Genomic DNA, 18524 nt, shown 5'->3' with positions numbered 1-18524 from the left:
AAGAAGGCGGCCATCGGGCCGCCTTCTGCATTTTTCGAGGGTGGCGGTCCTTACATTGAGTTTCTGTTTTGCCGGTTCTTATAACTCCCGGTGATTTGACACAGATGGATGTCAAGCGACCATCGGCGTGAGCTTGAAACGCCTCGCGGATGGGAGTACCGTCTGCGCCTTAGAAGGGCACCTCTGGTGTACATGTGTGTAGGGCAAATGCTCGATAACAGTGCGACAGAGAGGCTAGAAAGCGAATCCAGTAGTGTGAGCCGGGCGAAAATCCGGGCCCCTACGCCAACCTAATTCTGGCGCCGTTTGCCCACATGCCAAAAACCAGTGCCACGCTGCTGATAATCGATGATGACGAAGTAGTGCGCGCGAGCCTCGCCGCCTATTTGGAAGACAGTGGTTTCAGCGTCTTGCAGGCCAGCAATGGTCAGCAGGGTCTTCAGGTATTCGAGCAAGACAAGCCCGACTTGGTCATCTGCGATCTGCGCATGCCGCAGATGGGCGGACTCGAACTCATTCGCCAGGTCACCGAACTGTCGCCGCAAACGCCGGTGATCGTTGTTTCCGGTGCCGGCGTGATGAACGACGCGGTCGAGGCCTTGCGCCTGGGGGCGGCGGATTACCTGATCAAACCTCTCGAAGATCTGGCTGTGCTTGAGCACTCGGTGCGTCGGGCCCTGGATCGAGCGCGCCTGCTGCTGGAAAACCAGCGTTATCGTGAGAAGTTGGAAAAGGCCAACCGCGAGCTCGCCGCCAGCCTGAACCTGCTCCAGGAAGACCAGAATGCCGGTCGCCAGGTGCAGATGAACATGCTGCCGGTCAGCCCCTGGACCATCGACGAGTTCAAGTTTGCTCACCAGATCATCCCGTCGCTGTACCTGTCGGGTGATTTCGTCGACTACTTCCGTGTCGATGAGCGTCGGGTAGCGTTCTACCTGGCGGACGTTTCCGGTCATGGCGCCTCTTCAGCCTTCGTCACGGTGCTGTTGAAGTTCATGACCACGCGCTTGCTGTTCGAATCCAAGCGCAGCGGCACATTACCGGAATTCAAGCCTTCAGAAGTCCTTGGTCATATCAACCGGGGCCTGATCAGTTGTAAGCTGGGTAAACACGTCACAATGGTCGGTGGAGTCATCGACGAGGAGACAGGTTTGTTGACCTATAGCATCGGTGGTCATTTGCCGTTGCCAGTGTTGTACACACCCGACAGTGTTCGTTATCTGGAAGGGCGTGGTTTGCCGGTTGGCCTCTTCAACGAAGCCACCTACGAAGACCACGTGCTGGAATTGCCGCCGACGTTCAGCCTGACGCTGATGTCTGATGGCATTCTGGACCTTTTGCCAGAACCCACACTCAAAGAAAAAGAAGCTGCGTTGCCCCAACGGGTCAAGGCAGCGGGCGGCAGCCTGGATGGTCTGCGGCAGGTTTTTGGATTGGCCACGCTAGGGGAGATGCCGGATGATATCGCCCTGTTGGTGTTGAGCAGGAATCTTCAATGAGTACCGGTAGAATCCAGTTCGCCGAGCAGGACGGCACCTTCGTCCTGAAGTTCGTCGGTGAAGTTCGCCTGACCCTGTGTTCGGCGTTGGATGCGACTATTGATCGGATCTTCACCGCGTTGAATTTCAACGCCATCGTGATCGACCTGACCGAAACCCGCAGCATCGACAGCACCACCCTTGGCCTTTTGGCCAAGTTGTCGATCCTTTCGCGGCAAAAGGTCGGCCTGTTGCCGACTGTCGTCACCACCCACGAAGACATCACCCGTCTTCTGCAATCGATGGGTTTCGAGCAGGTGTTCAACATCGTTGACAAGCCTGTGCCGTGCCCGGAGTGCCTGGACGACCTGCCAGACCAGGACCAGTCCGAAGAAGTGGTGCGGATCAAAGTGCTCGAAGCGCACAAGATCCTCATGGGCCTGAACGACTCCAACCGGGAAGCGTTCCATGACCTGGTGAATGCGCTGGAGCGGCATTGATTTCCTCAGGTGATGGGATGGCCGTAAAGGCCCCATCGCTAGCAGGCTAGCTCCCACCTTTTAAGACGCTATCCCTTGTGGGAGCTAGCCTGCTAGCGATGGCGTCGGCAATGACAGCACATTACCCGGCAGCCACAAAAAAGGGCGAACCCACCAAGGTTCGCCCTTTTTGCGTTTCGAATCAGATCACAGCTTGGCTTGCAGCAGCGCCTCAAGCTTTTCCTGATCACGAGCGAACTGACGAATGCCTTCGGCCAGTTTCTCGGTTGCCATGGCGTCCTCGTTGGACAACCAGCGGAACTGCGCTTCGTTCAGGTTCAGGCGCGCTTCACCGGTGTGCCCCGGAGCCAGTTTGCGTTCCAGCTTGCCGGTATCCGCTGCCAGTTTGTCGATCAGGTCCGGGCTGATGGTCAGGCGGTCGCAGCCGGCCAGTTGTTCGATCTGGCTCAGGTTGCGGAAGCTGGCGCCCATGACCACGGTTTTGTAGTCGTTGGCCTTGTAGTAGTTGTAAATGCGCGTCACCGATTGCACGCCCGGATCTTCCGCGCCGGTGTAGTCGGTGCCGTTGGCTTTCTTGTACCAGTCGTAGATGCGGCCCACGAACGGCGAAATCAGGAACACCCCGGCGTCAGCGCAGGCGGCGGCCTGAGCGAAGGAGAACAGCAGGGTCAGGTTGGTCTGGATGCCTTCTTTTTCCAGGATCTCGGCAGCGCGGATGCCTTCCCAGGTGGAGGCGATCTTGATCAGTACGCGGTCGCGGCCAATGCCGGCCTTTTCATAGAGCTCGATCAGGCGGTGCGCACGCTTGAGCACGGCGTCGGTGTCGAACGACAGGCGTGCATCCACTTCAGTGGAAATACGTCCCGGGATCACCTTGAGGATTTCTTGCCCTACCGCGACGCCAAAACGGTCGCTGGCCAGGCCGACATCGCCCTTGCAGTCGTTGACACACGCGTTCAGCAGCTCGGCGTAAGCGGGGATGGCTGCGGCCTTGAGCAGCAGGGAAGGGTTGGTGGTCGCGTCTACCGGCTTAACGCGGGCGATCGCTTCGAAGTCGCCAGTGTCGGCAACCACGGTGGTCATTTGTTTGAGTTGTTCCAGCTTGGAAGTCATGGGCGTGCTCTGTCCTATGGGTCTGATGACATTACCCGAGCGCTGACAGCCACTCAAGGGTGTGTACGTGTATCGATGGCCCCTGCGGCAACAACCTGAAAACGATTGTTTGAAAGGTGGGGCGCGGTGTCGATGAATACGATGCCAAAACAGCTCACAGGTTCAAAGCAACCGACCTGCGCACAGATCGGTTGAGCAGGCTTACTCTGCATTGAATTGACTTTCGACGATGATTCTTGCCGGTTTTGGCTGCCCGTCGGAGGTCAGCAAACCGAAATTCTTCTCCCGGTCGTTGCTGCCCGAGTCGCTGTTTTTCCATTCATAAATGGAGGTCAGCGGGATGTTGAGCTTTTTCACATCGGCAATAAATGTACCGATTTTGCTGGCTTGTCCTTCGGCGCCGCCATTGGAGGCGAGCGCCGAGACGCCCCATTCACTGATCACGCCAGGCAGATGGAAGTTCTGCTGGATAAACGCCTGCGCGTTGCTGATCTGTGTGCTCGTCATGCCATAGGGGTGGTAGGAAATGGCGTTCAGGCATTTGGGGTATTCGCTGACGATGCGGTTCAGCGCCACGGTCGATGCAGAACCGGCCGTCGGTGGGCGGGCGAAGCCGAAGCCCACCCGGGGCGTCGCTTGCGGTTTGTCTTGCAGCGACTTGCACATGGCGCTCATGAACGGCACGAAGGTCGTGTCGAAATTGCGCGTCGGCCAATAGGTTTCGAGATCCGGTTCATTCCAGATTTCGATGGCCACGAGTTGAGTGCTGTAGGAGGTTTCCAGCTTTGTCACGGTGTTGGCAAAGGATTCGCCAGCGGTTGCCAGTTCACTGATGTTACCTGACGCGGCCATCAACGGCTTGATGGCGCGCACGGTCAGCAGCACCGGCAGGCCAGCCGACTTGGCCGTCGCAAAGGCATCGCTGACCTGTTTCTGATACTTCGCGCTGCCCAGGCTGTCGCTCCATACGCCGAAGCGCACAAAACTGAAACCGGCCGCTTTGATCTGCCCGGCGTCGGCGGCGGAAAAGTTCTGAATCTTGACCTGGATGCCAACGGTCCGGGTGGGGAGGTTAGGGAACAGTTCGCTGGCTTGAAGCTGTGTCGTCGCACCCAGCGCTATCAGTGTCAGCGCGCCGAGTCCTTTGAGATGTGCTGATTTCATGTCTGCTCTCCTGATGAGACGTGACAACTGCGAATAGATATCTCTTTACTCATCTTTCGATAATGGCGAAGGCATGAAGTGCACGAATGTTATTTTTTGTCGGAAAACCATCAGCCGAAAATCACAGTTATTTTTAGTCCGGTAATTGTGGTTGGGGGGCTTTTAAACGCTGTGGTACTTAATGCTTCGGTACTAACAGGGCGAATCTATTTCTGAGTGCAGGAAGATCTTGAGGGTTCATTAAAACCCTCTCGGCATGTTGGCTGTTTGACATTACACGGGAAAGTAAAACCTTGTTCAGAAAGATCCTTGTCGTCTGCGTAGGCAATATCTGCCGAAGTCCGACAGCAGAGCTTTTGCTGCGTAACGCGCTGGACTCTTCGGCGATCACAGTGACCTCCGCAGGCCTGTCCGCAAGGGTGGGTGAGTCCATGGAAGCGTCGGCCCGGCAGATTCTCGAAGACCGCGGGCACTGTGCAGAAGCCTTCAAGGCGCGGCAACTGACACCGGACATCGTTAATGAATCAGACCTGATTCTGGTCATGGAAAAAGAGCACGTTAAACAAGTGCTGAAGATTGCTTCGCACGCGCGGGGCAAAGTGTTTCTGCTCGGCAAGTGGCAAAGCGAGCGAGAAATACAAGACCCTTATCGTCAAGGCAAGGCCGCTTTTATTCATGCCCATGCATTGATTGAAGATGCTGTTAGCTCATGGGCGCAACGCCTCGCGCGTTGATGAATATTCTTCAGATCAATGAATGGTAAGAACAGACTTATGCAGTTACCGTCAGTAATCGGCACCCGTGACAACGATCAAGACAGTATTGATCTTCTCGGTATATTCGGCAGTTTGATTGACCAGAAATGGTTGATCGGCGCGCTCACCGGTGCCTTCATGGTCACCGGCGTTGCCTATGCGGTTTTGGCGACACCGGTATACCTGGCGAATGCGCTGGTGCAGGTCGAACCGAAGAAGAACGACATGCTCGGGTTTTCCGACCTCAACAGCATGCTCGGTGGGCAATCGCCCTCGGTGACCGAGATCGGCATCATCAAGTCCCGCGCAGTGATCGGCAAAACCGTCGATGACTTGCGCCTTGATATCGATGTCACCCCCAACACCTTCCCGATCATTGGCGGCTTTCTCGCCCGGCGTTATCGCGGCGAGACCGAGTTCAGTGTCGCGCCGCCGCGCCTGGGCCTGAACAGCTACGCCTGGGGCGGTGAGCGTCTGGAGATCAGCCGGCTCAATCTGCCAAAAGAGCTGCTGGGCAAAAAGCTCACGCTGGTCGCCGGCGAGCAACATCGCTTCCAGTTGTTCGATGAAAACGACAACGTGCTGGCCGAAGGTGTCGCGGGCGAAGCGTTCAAGCAAGACGATGTAGAAGGGCTGATCACTCAGCTGTCGGCCAACCCCGGCACCCGTTTCGAGGTAGTGCGCAACCCGCGGATCGTGACCATCCAGAGTTATCAGGACGCGCTGGATATTTCCGAGCAGGGCAAGGAATCGGGGATCATCCGTTTGGCCCTGGCCAGCTCCGATGCGGCCGAGGCAGTCAGAATCCTCAACAAGATTGCTGCGTTGTATGTGCAGCAGAACGTGCAGCGCACCTCGGCGGAAGCGGCGCAGAGCCTGCAATTCCTGCAAGGTCAGTTGCCGCAGGTGAAACGCGATCTGGCCAAGGCCAGCGATGCGCTCAACGGTTATCAAACCCGTGGCAAGACGGTCAATATTTCCCTCGAAACCCAATCGGTGCTCGAGCAGGTTGTCAGCCTCGACACGCGTATCTCTGAACTGAAGATGCAACAGGCGGAACTCGACCGCAAGTTCACCAAGCAGCACCCGGCGTACCGCGCGCTGATGACCCAGCTCGGCGAGCTGACCCAGCAACAGAAGGCGCTGGAGAGCAAAGCCCAGGACTTGCCCGCCACGCAACAAGAGTTGCTCAACCTGACCCGCGATGTCGAAGTGGCGTCGCAGATCTACACGCAACTGCTGAACAAATCCCAGGAGCTGGACATCGTCCGCGCTGGCGCCGTGGGTAACGTGCGCTTGATCGACACTGCGGACGTCGACCTGACCAGCCCGGTCAAACCGAAAAAAGCCCTGATCGTTCTGATTGCCACGTTCCTCGGTGCCTTTTTCGGGGTCGCGCTGGTGCTGCTGCGCAAATCCCTGAGTCGCGGTCTGGAGGGGCCGGAAGCCATCGAGCAACTCGGTTTGCCGGTGTACGCGTCGATTCCCTACAGCGCCTTGCAACAGGAAGAGGACAGCAAAAAAGGTCGCGCCCGGGACGGCGTGGACAAGCCTGCCTATCTGCTGGCCCTGCGCAACCCGACAGACCTGTCCATCGAGTCGATTCGCAGCTTGCGTACCTGCCTGCACTTTGCCGGGCTCGACTCGACCAACAACCGCATCATGATTTCCGGGCCGAGCCCGCAGGTCGGCAAGACTTTCGTTTCTTCCAACCTCGCGGCGGTCATGGCGCAAAGCGGACAGCGCGTGGTGCTGATCGATGCCGACATGCGCAAAGGCCATCTGCACAAAACCCTGAACACGCCGATCACCAACGGTTTGTCGGACCTGCTGGTCAAGCGCTGCAGCATCGAGCAGGCCATCAACAGGGTCGAAGTCGACAACCTGCACTTCATCAGCCGCGGCCAGGTTCCGCCCAATCCTTCCGAGCTGTTGATGCACGCCAACTTCCGCGAGCTGCTGGCGCAACTCAGCGAACTGTATGACCTGGTGATCATCGATACACCGCCGCTGCTGGCCGTGACCGATGCAGCGATTGTCGGTCGTGAAGCGGGCATCAGCCTGATTGTCACGCGCTTCGGGGTGAACCCGGCCAAAGAGATCGAACTGACGATTCGTCGCTTCGCCCAGAACGGCATCGAGTTGAAAGGCGCGGTGTTCAACGGTGTCGAGAAGCGCGCGGCCAGCTACTACGGCAACGGCGGCTACGGCTATTACAACTACGAATACGCGTCCGACAAATCCTGAGTGTCAGCGATTTTTCTTTCATGTTTGAAGTGGGTGACTTGTGAAAAAAATATTGCACGTGGCAGAGACGATCAAAGGTGGCGTCGCGACGGTTATCCGCACGATTTCGGCTTCTCCCGAAGGCGACGCGGCCAACTATGAGCTGGTCTATCTGGTCCCGCAGGACCAGGAAAAGGAACTGCACGGGATTGCCGGGCAGCAGATCCGAACTTTCCCCCGGACCGGGCGCAATGTGCCTTCGTTGCTGCGCTTCGCCTGGCGACTGACCCAGGTGATGCTCAAGGAAAAACCCGATGTCGTGCATTTGCACAGCACCTTTTCCGGCGTTATCGGGCGTAGCGTGTGTGTACTGTTGCGACCTTGGCGCAAGCCGCAAATCGTCTACTGCCCCCATGCCTTTTCGTTCCTGATGGAAAGCTCGCCGATCAAGCAGAAAGTCTATGCGGGGATTGAGCGGGTGTTGCAGAAAGTCACCGACGTGATCATCTGCGTCAGCCAGTACGAGCTCGACAAGGCCGCGCGGTTCGGCATTCAGCGCAAGCGTATGAAGCTGATCTACAACGGCATTCATCACAAGGATGACGCGCCGAAAGTGAACAGTCCCGAGCCGATTCATCTGCTCTTCGTCGGCCGTCTCGATTATCAGAAAGGCTTCGACGTGTTGCTCAAGGCATTCGCCAAAGTCCAGCGCAGCGACCTGAAACTGACGGTGGTTGGCAGTGCCGTGAACGAGGATTCAGTCGAGTGCCCGCCGATGGAAGGGGTTGAATACCTGCCGTGGGTAACGCCCAGCGAGGTCCAGGCGCTGTACCGCAAAGCCGATGCGCTGATCGTCCCGAGTCGCTGGGAAGGCTTTGCCATGGTGCCGCTCGAAGGCATGGCCATGGGCTTGCCGGTGATTGCCAGCAACTGCACGTCGTTGCCCGAATTGGTCACCAACGAGGTGTCCGGCTACGTCTTCCCCAGCGGGGATCACCAGGCGCTGGCCGATGTGCTGAAGAAAATCCAGAAGCCACGGTTGCTCGACCTTGGCAGCGAAGGGCGCAGCATCGTCCGCGAGCGCTTCAGCGCCGCGTTGATGATCCGCCAGACCTATGACCTGTATCGCGCCCCCTCTTTTTAAGTAGAACTCAAGCTTATGAACGTAACGATTTTGCATGGCTACAGTGCGTCCAATTCCGGTGACGGTCTGCTCGTCGATCTGGCCATTGCCTTGGTACAGCGCAATTTTGGCGATGACACTTCGATCAGTGTCGTGGCCTCCGATCCTGACTCCTTCAGCTATCTGCCGCATCCGCGCTTTGATGCGCCGGTGATGGCAGCCAAGGGTTTGGGCCGGGTCAAGCAGGCTGTGTTTCTCAATCAGTCATACGCCGGACTGGCTGACCTGTTGAAGAAAACCGATCTGATCGTCGGCGTTGGTGGCGGCTACATGCGCTCCAAAAGTGCCTTTGAACACATCAAGCTGAAACTCGGCCACGCCAAGCAACTGGAAACGGCGATCCTCAGCAAAGTGCCGTCGGTGTACCTGCCGCAGAGCATCGGGCCGTTCCACGGTGAGAGCAGCAAAATCGTTGAGCATTACGCCAGCGCCGATGCGGTGTTCGTGCGTGACAATCGCTCCTCAGCGATTTTCGATGCCTGTGAAAACGTCTACCGCGCGCCCGATCTCGCAGTGCAGTCGCTAGCAAGCAAAATCCTCCAGCAACCCAAGTTCACCCGCTGCGCCTCTTCGCCGGCCACGGTGTGCGTGGTGCTGCGCAAGCCGCCGGAGTGGAGCAAGGAAAAGAAGGTCGCCTATGTCGCCAACTTGAAGTTGCTGCTGCAGCGCCTGAAGAACAAAAGCAAAGTGGTTTGCGCGGTGCAGAGCGCGGTTCGCGGCAACGATGACGGCGCGTTCTATCGCGAGCTGGGCATCACCGAAGACTTGCTGCCGTTGAAAGCGACGCTGGCCAAGTATCAACCGGACCTGGTGATTTCCGTGCGCCTGCATGGCGCCATCGAGTCGCTGCTGTCCGGCGTCCCGGCGTACCACATCAGCTACGAGCGCAAAGGCTTCGGCGCCTATCAGGACATGGGCGTGGAGGACTGGGTGATCAATGGCGGCGATATCGATGTCGACACCATCATCAACACGGTCTATGCGCCGAATGCGCTGTCGAATTTCGGCAAACGCCTGACCGACACCTGCCGTGAGATCGAGGCAAAAACCGTGGCCATGGACGACATCATCAAAGGGATCGTTCGATGATATTTCGGCTGTTGCTTCGCGGCGGGGCATTGGGCGCGAAGTTTTTGCTGGTGTTGGCCATCACCCATTACCTGGGTTATGAGGCGTTGGGTTTTTACGGCGTGGTGGTCGCGGCGTCGTTGATCGCATCGAAGTTCTACAGCGTCGGTTTCAGCTCCGAGATCAATCGGCTGATCAGCGTTGGCGGCAGTTCGCGCCGGGTGGTCGATAAGGTCCTGCTGCTGTATCTGGCCGTGGGGCTGCTGTTGTCGGTGGTGACGGTACTGGTGTATTCGCTGTTCCAGGCGGTCGAAGCGACGACTGCGCTGATCCTCTGCGTGACCCTGGTCTTGCTCACCGAGCACCTGTCGTTCGAAATCAATTCCTTCGTGTTTTCCGCGCAGAAAGCCACGGCGGGTGCGCTGCTGTTTTTCATCAAGACCGGCCTCTGGGCGGTGTTGGCGGTGGGCGGGATGATGCTCGGCTGGGTGTCGGGAATCGCCAGCGTGTTGTGGCTCTGGGTGGCCGCTAACGTACTGGTGATCGTCGCCGGTTACCTGATTGTGGTGAGCGTGCACAAAGGTCGGGTCAGTGGCACGCTGGCCACGGCAACCGTGTGGAAGGCCGGATTGCCGTTCTATCTCGGTACAGGGCTGATCGCTTTGAGTCAGTACGCCGAGCGCTTTCTGATCATCGACCTGGAACCCTACGCCAGCCTCGGTAAATACGTGTACGCGTGGTCGGCGGCGAACACCTTGCAAGCGCTGTCCTACGCGGTGGTGGCAGTGGTTGGAATTCCGGTGCTGGCCAAGCGTTTCCAGGCAGATCAACAGCCGTTCACAGTCCGGCAATTGTTCGTCAATAAATGGGTCATGCGCTCGCTGGTGGTGTCTGCTGCGGTGGCGGTGCTGATTTATCTGTTCTTCAACGTGGTGCTCGATTATGTCGGCGCGGCCGTTCCGCGACCGGACAATGCAATCCTCGCTGTGCTGATTTTTTCGTTTGCGCTGCGTGCGATTGGCGACATCGTCTGGGGCGGTTTGATTGCCTCGAAAAACAGTCGCGTGTCACTGGCGAGCGCGGTCATTTGCTTGCTGGTTTCGGTGCCGGTCAGTTACCTGTTGATCAAACACTATTCGATTTATGGCGCCGCCTGGGGCAACGTTTTTGCGATCATCGTGCAGCTGGGCGTGATTGCCGTGCTGACCCGTGTGACCCGGCCGAAAGGGGCACTGGCATGGGGTTGAAGCTGCCCTGCATCGAGTTTCGCGGCAAGAAACTCGACTCGTCGATCTCGTTCCTGATTTTATTCACCGGGTTGTTTCTGTCGGTGGCCATGCCGCTGTTGATCCCCCGTGATCCAGGCCCGGATGCCATGACCTTGTGGTCGTCCTACGCGCGAGCCGACAACTGCAATTTCTGGAACCCGTTCTCGCCGGATCGCTCTTCCTATGAGTGTTCGGCGTTCCTGCTGCGGCCCACCGGGATCAATCTGACCAACGCCTGGGCCTACGGCATGTTCTGCAATTTTTTCCTCACAGCGATTCCGGTGGTGGTCTTTCGGCGCATGCCGTTGGCGATCTTCGGCACGCTGTGTCTATGGGGCATCGTCCGCTCGTTTTTCCTTGAGAACCTGACCAAGGAAATCATTGTGTCGGTGGCGGTGTTGAGCATTTTGCTCAGCTCGCTGACGCACAAATATCGCGGCGGCTTTTTCCTCTCGGCGGTGATCTACGGCGTGCTGATCCGGCCTTACTGGATTCTGTTTTCACTGTCCTGGGTCGGCGTCTGCGTGATGAAGAAGTACGTCTCGCGCTTCACTTTCTTCCTGATGCTGTTCCTGTTCTACCTGGCGGTCGCCATGGCGATCCAGGTGGCGCTCGGCTTTCCGGTGTCATCGATTCGCGCCAGCAACAACGAACTGCGCACGGCGGGCGAGGAGGGGTCGAAGTCGTTGATCGTTTCGTGGCTCAGCGGCAGTGATTTTGTCTCGCAAGCCCTGGACTCGATGATCATTTTCTTCCGTCTGTCGTTTCCCGTGGAGCTGATCCTGCTCTCCGGGCCGGGCCAGGTGATCTTCGTCGCGTTGATGATCATGACCGCGTTGCTGCTGTTCAAAGTCATCACCTCGACCGATTACAAAGGCGCACCGATCCAGACCAAACCCAAGGAACTGATTGCGATCCCGCTGGCGTTCCTGCTGGTTCAAGGCCTGTTCGAACCGGACTTCGGCTCCTTCGCACGGCACTTCTCGATGGTGGTACCGGTGTTGTTCGTGGGCCTGGGATTGATGTTGCGGGCAAACAAACCGGTGCAGGTTGAATCAAGAATTCTGAATTGAGGCAGGTGCTTTATGTCGAGCAAAAAAAAGTCCCTGGAGATAGAAACCCTGCGTGGCCTGGCGTGCCTGTTGCTGGTGCTCTACCACGTTATCGGCCCGTTGGGCGGCGGTTTGAAAATTGACCTGGGCTCGCCGTTCCGGGTGATCGCCGACTCGATGGTGTACGTGCGCATGCCGCTGTTCACCTTCATCTCGGGCTATATCTATTCCATCTACAAAATCCGCGGCAATGACTTTTCGACGTTCTTCAGCGGCAAGGTGCGACGGTTGATCGTGCCGCTGTTTTGCGTGGGCGTGCCGTTTTCCGTATTGCAAGCGGTTGGCCCGGGCGTGAACAAGGACGTCGGGGTGATCGACGCTTTGTTGTCGTTCTGGGTGCCGATCAACCACTTCTGGTTCCTGCAGGCGGTGTTCATCATTTTCATGTTCGTCGGCTTGTTGGAGTGGCGCGGATTGCTTCGGTCGGCGACACGCTTGTACCTGTTGTTTGCCTTTGCGGCGGTGGTGTTCCTGCTGCCGCCGTTCAAGGTCGATGCATTCGGCATCAACGGCGCGATCTACCTGCTGCCGTTTTTTGTGGCGGGGATGATTGGCCAGGAAAACGTCGACGCACTGAAGCAGCGGTTCAAGGTGATCGGTCCGCTGGTGTTCGTGGTGATCTCGCTGACGCTGCTGTACGTGGCGGCTGTGGATCGCGAGCTGATCGTCGACCGTCGCAGCCTGATCGGTTTGACGGTGGGTTGCGTGTCCTGCATTGCGCTACTGTCGAGTGACATGCGCTCGAAAGCGCTGACCTGGCTGGGCGGCTATTCCTATGCGATCTTCCTGTTCCATGTACTGTTCGCGGCCACGTCGCGGTTTGTCCTGGGGCGGTTGGGCGTGAAGGATGAAAGCCTTCTGGTGTTCGGTGGCGTGGCCTGTGGTTTGCTCGGACCGGTGGTGTTGTCGATGATTTTCAGTCGGTTCAACTTCACTTCCGTGCTGTTTCTCGGTGAGCGCGCAGCGACTAAAAAAGCCCCGGCGAACATCGCTCCGGTGGCGCAGACTTAATGATTGTCCGAGGGAAGGAAGCAGCGCATGTTGGCAGTTGATGACGTCCAGCCTGTTGCGGCGTCGGTGGTCGAGGTGGGAGACGCCCGCGAGCGTTTTGCTCAGTGGCGCGAAGGCAAGGCCGGTAAGGTTCTGTCGATCTCGGTGATCGGCGACAGCTACAGCGCCGGGCAGGATTTCTATCTGAATAAGCTGGTGCAGCGCGTGTCCGGGGAGGTCGGTTTTGCCGGCCCTGGCTACGTAGGCTTCAACCACGGTGCGGCCCTCGGTGGTACGCATTTCAAGTACACGCGCAGCAGCGAAAAGTACTTCGGCGGTGACTGGCAGGTGTCCGGCCTCGGCCAGGCCAGCCCCGACAGCCGCACGGTGACGGGGCGGCCGGGCGCATGGCTGCAGATCGATGCCAGCCCGACGCCGGCCATCAACACCGCTGTGACCCAGGCAAAACTGCTTTACCTCGGCAACGGCGAGCCCAGTGAAATTCGCTATCGCTGGACGCCATCCCAAGACTGGCGACCATTGACCCTCGGCGGCTCTGGGGTGCAGGAAGTGCCGTTGCCCGGCGCATCACAGGCGACGGATTGGACATTCAGGCTGGAGGTGGTGAAGGGCGCGCCGACCCTGTTCGGCCTGTGGATGAGCAACGATCAGGGCGGTGTGCGGGTATCCAAACTGGCGGCGTCCGGTGCGGCATCCGCTGACTTCTACCACAGCGACAGCCTTTGGCAGACGCAGTGGAAAGCGGCGGTGTCGAAGATCCCGGCGGATATCTATCTGATCATGCTCGGTGGCAACGATCAGGGTTTCGGCGTGAAGCCCGAGCAGTATCTGAAGAACGTTCAAGGGCTGGTGGGGATGATTCGCGAGATCCAGCCGGCGGCGAGCGTTAACCTGATCCTGCGTCAGGAAACCACACGCTCCAGTGCGTATCCGATGTCGGCTTATGCGCAGGTGTTGGCGCCATGGGCGAGCGCGGAGCATCTCGGTTACGCCGATCTGCAATGCGCGTTCGGCAGCGACGTCAAACGCTACGCCGCCTCCATGATCGGTCCGGACAAGATTCATCCGGTTCCGGCCACGGGTGGGCGAGTGATTGCCGACTACTTCTATCGCTGGATGGTGGGCGGGCAGCAAACCGTTTCGCCCCAGGGCCGTTGTGGCGCGGCACCGTCTTTGTAGGCGCTGTCGAGTGAAACGAGGCGGCGATCCTTTGATTTTTTAAGAGCAACGTCAAAAGATCGCAGCCTGCGGCAGCTCCTACAGGGAGCTGCGGCAATTTTCGAAAGATTCCAGATGACCCAGCAGCTCTGCGGTTTTGAGCGGCATCAACTGCGTTGCACAACGGGTTTCGACATTGATGATGATGGCCGGGTCGTTGCAGCAAATGCGCACCCGGAATCGCCAGTCGCTGAAAATCACTTTCAGGCCGTCACGGTCATCCATTTCCAGCGCCTGCCCGCGATAAAGCCTTTTCAGGTGTGCGAGCAGGGGATAGGGGTCGAGCATTGGCCGGCGGATGTCTCCCGAAGAGGGAAACATACCGATTCGTTCCACCAGCAGAGTGGGGCCGAGCCAGGATTCGTTGGCGCTCGGCAACCGCTGATGACGCGAAAGCGAGGACATCACTCCGAGGTTGCCCACCTCCATTGCAATGTATGCCGAGAGTTTTCCAATGTTCATGGTTGGCCTGCCTGAATGAAAAGTGGGCGTTGGGTGTATGAGGTGTCTCAGAGACCCTTGAGGTACACGTTGTCGTAGCAAAAATTGGTCGCTTCGAGATAACCCTCTGCGCCGCCGCAATCGAAACGCATGCCCTTGAATTTGTAAGCCAGCACGCAGCCGTTCTGCGCCTGTTTCATCAGGGCATCGGTGATCTGGATTTCGCCACCTTTGCCGGGTTGGGTATCGGCGATCAGGTCAAAGATGTCCGGCGTCAGGATGTAGCGGCCGATGATCGCCAGGTTGGACGGGGCGTCTTGCGGGCTGGGCTTTTCCACCATGTTGTTGACCCGGTAGATGCCGTCCGAGATCAGCTCGCCGGCGATCACGCCGTACTTGTGGGTCTGGTCGCGGGGCACTTCCTGAATGGCCACGATCGAGCAACGGAATTTCTTGTAGAGCTGGATCATCTGCGTGAGCACGCCGTCACCTTCAAGGTTCAGGCACAGGTCATCGGCCAGCACCACGGCGAAAGGTTCATCGCCAATCAACGGGCGGCCGCTGAGGATCGCGTGGCCCAGGCCTTTCATTTCAACCTGGCGGGTGTACGAAAACGTGCAGGTGTCGATCAGCTCGCGGGTGCCTGCCAGGAACTTCTCTTTTTCGGTGCCGCGAATCTGGTGTTCGAGTTCGTAGCTGATGTCGAAGTGGTCTTCCAGTGCGCGTTTGCCCCGCCCGGTCACGATGGCCATGTGTTGCAGGCCGGCGTCCCGCGCTTCTTCAACGGCGTACTCGATCAACGGCTTGTTGACGATCGGCAGCATTTCCTTGGGCATGGCTTTGGTCGCCGGCAAGAAACGCGTGCCATAGCCCGCAGCGGGGAACAAACATTTACGAATCATAAAGTATCCTGGACAGTCACGGCACGCCGTTAACGGCTGCGCGCAATAACGAGTGATTGCAAGTTTCAATGAATATTGAAGGCGTACTTTAATACCCGAGTCAGGTTGTTAATGGCAATTAGTAGTGTGGCCAGAAAGCGTCAATGTTATGAGATGTCGGTTTGATACTTGTTAGTTATTTTTAGTCGGTATCTGTTGATAGTGAGGAAAGCATCGGAGTGCTAATAAGTACCGGGCAATACAGTTTGACCTGCAAAAATATTTATTGCCAGTCGTTGAACTAAATTTGTTTTAGGTTGTTGTCGCCCTTGTTTGTGTGGTGCATCACGCATCTTCAATACATGGGGCTTGACACGCTACTGAGTACTTATCTCTCAATGGACCGCACTATGAAAATTCTGGTAACGGGTGGAGCCGGATATATCGGCTCGCACACCACACTCGCGCTGCTTGAAGCAGGCTATGAAGTTGTAGTGCTGGATAATCTTTGCAACAGCAGCGATGCGGCCTTGCATGCGGTGGAAGCCATATGCGGCAAGCGTGCACTGATGATTCGCGGCGATGTGTGCGACCGGGCTTTGCTGGACCGGATTTTTCGGGAGCACGCAATTGATGCGGTCCTGCATTTTGCCGGGCTCAAGGCGGTGGGTGAGAGCGTGCGCAAGCCGCTTGAGTATTACGAGACTAACGTCAGCGGCAGCATCACCCTGTGCCAGGCGATGGCCGCTGCGGGGGTGTTTCGCCTGGTGTTCAGCTCGTCGGCCACGGTCTATGGCGCGCCAGAGCAGATGCCGATCCGCGAAGACTTCCCGACCGGTAATCCGACCAACCCCTATGGCCAATCGAAGCTGATCGTCGAAAACGTGCTGCGCGACTTGAGCCAGGCGGAGCCGCGCTGGAGCATCGCCCTGTTGCGTTACTTCAACCCGATCGGCGCTCATGACAGTGGTCACATGGGTGAAGACCCCAACGGCATTCCCAATAACCTGGTGCCTTATATCAGCCAGGTGGCGGTCGGCAGCCTGCAGGAGTTGTCGATCTTCGGCGACGATTACCCTACGGTCGACGGCACTGGCGTACGCGACTACATCCACGTCGTGGACCTGGCGGATGGGCACATCAAGGCATTGCAGTCCATCGCCGGGCGCACCGGTATCCATACCTGGAACCTCGGTACGGGCGATGGCTACAGCGTGATGCAAGTGCTGCGGGCATTCGAGGAGGCGAGTGGGCAACCGGTGCCGTTTCGCATGATGCCGCGTCGTTCGGGTGATGTTGCGCAATGTTGGGCTGACCCTTCCAAGGCGGCGAAAGAACTGGGTTGGAAGGCAACGCGCAATTTGCAGGAAATGATGACTGACACTTGGCGCTGGCAATCGAATCATCCCAAGGGTTATCTCGGATGATGTCGTTTTGGCCTAATGTTATTTCCAGTCAGGTTGTTAGATATCGTCGGGAAAATACACTGGAAATGCCTTTTGCATATCCGTAGATATAAACCTGCCGTTTGACGTTTATCAGTCAGGTAGGACTGTGAATGAATGACGGATCTTGTTCGCACTTTTCGCGACTTGAACTCTACCAACTCTAACGGAACATCCGGTTTTAATCGGGTCGAATGTTAGAAAGGAGTTGATATGAAAAAAGTGATGGCGATTGCCTTGTTGACGATGTTGAGCAACTGGGCTGCCGCAGCTGAAACGCCGCTGACTGCGGTGACCAATGTTGGTGGCAGTGTAGCGGCTTCTCAAGCCCCTGCAGCCAGTACTGCCATGGTTGCCAGTGCAATAGCGGCGTCCAATAGTGGTGGCAGTGCCAACGGCGGTACCACCGGTACGACCGGTACCACCGGCACCACCGGCACGCATAACTAACAGACGTTTTTGTTAGTGCAGTACAGGGTCGCCCGACGCAAGTCGGGTGACTTCTTTTTTAGATTCGCCCTTGAATAGCGTAGTGCCATTATGACTCGTAGTTTTTCTCTTTTAATGTTGGCAAGTCTCGCTTTACAAGGTTGCATGTTTTCCCCCGGCCAATACCTGAGCACCAGTGATATCACCCGCCAAGGGGCCAGTGAAAGCAGCCGGGTCGAGCTGATCCCGATTACCCCCAAGCTGATTTCCACCACCCGCACCACGCAAAAGCGTGAGTCGCTGCCGGCGGAACTGTTGGCGACTCCGGCCGAGTACCGCATCGGTAACAACGATGTCTTGTACATCACGGTCTGGGATCACCCTGAGCTGACAGCCCCGTCCGGCGCGCAACAACAGATCGATGCCAACGGCCGGCTGGTGCGCTCCGACGGCACGCTGTATTACCCGTACATCAAGGAAGTCCAGGCCGCCGGGCGTACGATCCAGCAACTGCGCGCTGACATCGAGCAACGCCTGTCGGCGTTCATCGCCGAGCCGCAGGTAGATGTCGCGGTGCTGCGTTTCGCCAGTCAGAAAGTCGTGGTGACCGGCGCCGTGGCCAAGGGCGGTCCGCAAGCGATTTCCACCAATCCCCTGAGCGTGGTCGAGGCCCTCGGTTCCGCTGGAATTGATACCAACAACGCTGACTTGTCCGGCCTGACGCTGACGCGCAACGGACGGGTGTATCCGCTCAATCTCGACTCGCTCAACCAGCAGGATTCCGAGTTGCAGGGCGTTTATCTCAAGGGTGGCGATCAGTTGTATCTGCCATACAACGACAACAAGCGCATCTACGTCATGGGCGAGGTCAACCAGCCGCGCGCATTGAGCTTCAAGACCGCCACCATGAACCTGTCCGATGTCCTCGGCTCGGTTGGCGGCTTGAGCCAGACCACTTCCAACGGCAACGCGGTGTACGTCATCCGCGGGGTTGAAAACCTGGACGTGGAGCCGGCGAAAATCTACCAATTGAACGCTGAATCGCCGACCGCCATGGCGCTTGCCACGCACTTCGAAGTGCGCCCCCAGGACGTTGTCTATGTCGGGCCTGCCAATGTGACTCGCTGGAACCGCTTCATCAGCCAATTGGTGCCATCGGCGTCGATTGTCGGTACGGGTGCTTCCGCTGCGAAGAACTGGAGCGAATACAGTAACAACAGCAAATAAGGTCG

Annotated in this window: 17 protein-coding genes; 13 read left to right on the top strand and 4 right to left on the bottom strand. The window is 57.7% G+C overall.

What is annotated here, in order from left to right; all coding sequences use genetic code 11:
• Window positions 1-314 precede the first annotated feature (314 nt).
• Together rssB and rssC are read left to right on the top strand one after the other, a co-directional pair.
• Window positions 315-1499 carry a two-component system response regulator RssB gene (gene rssB, locus KVG88_RS23655; RefSeq protein WP_150701126.1) on the top strand — a complete coding sequence of 395 codons (1185 nt, stop codon included), beginning with the start codon at window positions 315-317 and terminating at the stop codon, window positions 1497-1499.
• On the top strand, window positions 1496-1978 hold the full coding sequence (gene rssC, locus KVG88_RS23650; protein ID WP_056857042.1) for an anti-sigma factor antagonist RssC: 483 nt from the start codon (window positions 1496-1498) through the stop codon (window positions 1976-1978). The genes rssB and rssC overlap by 4 nt, the downstream gene beginning before the upstream one ends.
• 186 nt (window positions 1979-2164) lie before the next feature.
• Here rssC and tal read toward each other — a convergent pair whose 3' ends face one another.
• Together tal and KVG88_RS23640 are read right to left on the bottom strand one after the other, a co-directional pair.
• On the bottom strand, window positions 2165-3091 hold the full coding sequence (gene tal, locus KVG88_RS23645; protein WP_150701127.1) for a transaldolase: 927 nt from the start codon (window positions 3089-3091) through the stop codon (window positions 2165-2167).
• 201 nt (window positions 3092-3292) lie between these two features.
• Complete coding sequence (locus KVG88_RS23640) at window positions 3293-4255, bottom strand: glycosyl hydrolase family 5 (protein ID WP_217872901.1); 963 nt, start codon at window positions 4253-4255, stop codon at window positions 3293-3295.
• A 293-nt stretch (window positions 4256-4548) separates the two neighbouring features.
• On the opposite strand from KVG88_RS23640, the gene KVG88_RS23635 reads away from it, so the two are divergent.
• The 8 genes from KVG88_RS23635 to KVG88_RS23600 are packed head-to-tail and all read left to right on the top strand — an operon-like array spanning window position 4549 to window position 14057.
• Window positions 4549-4989: a low molecular weight protein-tyrosine-phosphatase gene (locus tag KVG88_RS23635; protein WP_150701129.1), complete on the top strand. Its 441-nt coding sequence runs from the start codon at window positions 4549-4551 to the stop codon at window positions 4987-4989.
• 39 nt (window positions 4990-5028) lie between these two features.
• Complete coding sequence (locus tag KVG88_RS23630) at window positions 5029-7257, top strand: polysaccharide biosynthesis tyrosine autokinase (protein WP_217872900.1); 2229 nt, start codon at window positions 5029-5031, stop codon at window positions 7255-7257.
• Between the two features lie 40 nt (window positions 7258-7297).
• Complete coding sequence (locus KVG88_RS23625) at window positions 7298-8380, top strand: glycosyltransferase (protein ID WP_217872899.1); 1083 nt, start codon at window positions 7298-7300, stop codon at window positions 8378-8380.
• Between the two features lie 15 nt (window positions 8381-8395).
• On the top strand, window positions 8396-9508 hold the full coding sequence (locus KVG88_RS23620; RefSeq protein WP_217872898.1) for a polysaccharide pyruvyl transferase family protein: 1113 nt from the start codon (window positions 8396-8398) through the stop codon (window positions 9506-9508).
• A complete protein-coding gene (locus KVG88_RS23615) occupies window positions 9505-10734 on the top strand; it encodes an MATE family efflux transporter (protein WP_150701133.1) in 1230 nt (409 codons plus the stop codon). The genes KVG88_RS23620 and KVG88_RS23615 overlap by 4 nt, the downstream gene beginning before the upstream one ends.
• Entirely contained in the window at window positions 10725-11828 is a 1104-nt protein-coding gene (locus tag KVG88_RS23610; protein ID WP_150701134.1) for a hypothetical protein, read from the top strand. Before KVG88_RS23615 ends, KVG88_RS23610 begins: the two co-directional genes overlap by 10 nt.
• Window positions 11829-11840: 12 nt before the next feature.
• Window positions 11841-12878 carry an acyltransferase family protein gene (locus KVG88_RS23605; RefSeq protein ID WP_217872897.1) on the top strand — a complete coding sequence of 346 codons (1038 nt, stop codon included), beginning with the start codon at window positions 11841-11843 and terminating at the stop codon, window positions 12876-12878.
• Window positions 12879-12905: 27 nt separating this feature from the next.
• A complete protein-coding gene (locus tag KVG88_RS23600) occupies window positions 12906-14057 on the top strand; it encodes an SGNH/GDSL hydrolase family protein (protein ID WP_217872896.1) in 1152 nt (383 codons plus the stop codon).
• Window positions 14058-14135: 78 nt separating this feature from the next.
• Here KVG88_RS23600 and KVG88_RS23595 read toward each other — a convergent pair whose 3' ends face one another.
• Window positions 14136-14558: a phosphohexomutase domain-containing protein gene (locus KVG88_RS23595; RefSeq protein WP_217872895.1), complete on the bottom strand. Its 423-nt coding sequence runs from the start codon at window positions 14556-14558 to the stop codon at window positions 14136-14138.
• Window positions 14559-14605: 47 nt separating this feature from the next.
• Window positions 14606-15439 carry a UTP--glucose-1-phosphate uridylyltransferase GalU gene (galU, locus tag KVG88_RS23590; RefSeq protein ID WP_150701138.1) on the bottom strand — a complete coding sequence of 278 codons (834 nt, stop codon included), beginning with the start codon at window positions 15437-15439 and terminating at the stop codon, window positions 14606-14608.
• Window positions 15440-15828: 389 nt separating this feature from the next.
• On the opposite strand from galU, the gene galE reads away from it, so the two are divergent.
• The 3 genes from galE (at window position 15829) to KVG88_RS23575 (ending at window position 18519) form a co-directional block, all read left to right on the top strand.
• Complete coding sequence (gene galE, locus KVG88_RS23585) at window positions 15829-16845, top strand: UDP-glucose 4-epimerase GalE (RefSeq protein WP_150701139.1); 1017 nt, start codon at window positions 15829-15831, stop codon at window positions 16843-16845.
• Between the two features lie 231 nt (window positions 16846-17076).
• Window positions 17077-17313 (top strand): hypothetical protein, encoded by a 237-nt coding sequence (locus KVG88_RS23580; RefSeq protein WP_075945959.1) that lies wholly within the window; start codon window positions 17077-17079, stop codon window positions 17311-17313.
• A gap of 90 nt (window positions 17314-17403) precedes the next feature.
• The gene (locus KVG88_RS23575) at window positions 17404-18519 is read left to right on the top strand and encodes a polysaccharide biosynthesis/export family protein (protein WP_191630443.1); all 1116 of its coding nucleotides are present in this window, start codon (window positions 17404-17406) and stop codon (window positions 18517-18519) included.
• Window positions 18520-18524 lie beyond the last annotated feature (5 nt).

Origin of the sequence: Pseudomonas azerbaijanoccidentalis, assembly GCF_019145495.1 — a bacterium.
GTDB lineage: Bacteria > Pseudomonadota > Gammaproteobacteria > Pseudomonadales > Pseudomonadaceae > Aquipseudomonas > Aquipseudomonas azerbaijanoccidentalis.
Note: the sequence above shows the minus strand (reverse complement) of the source record. Positions and strands in the feature narration are given on the sequence as shown.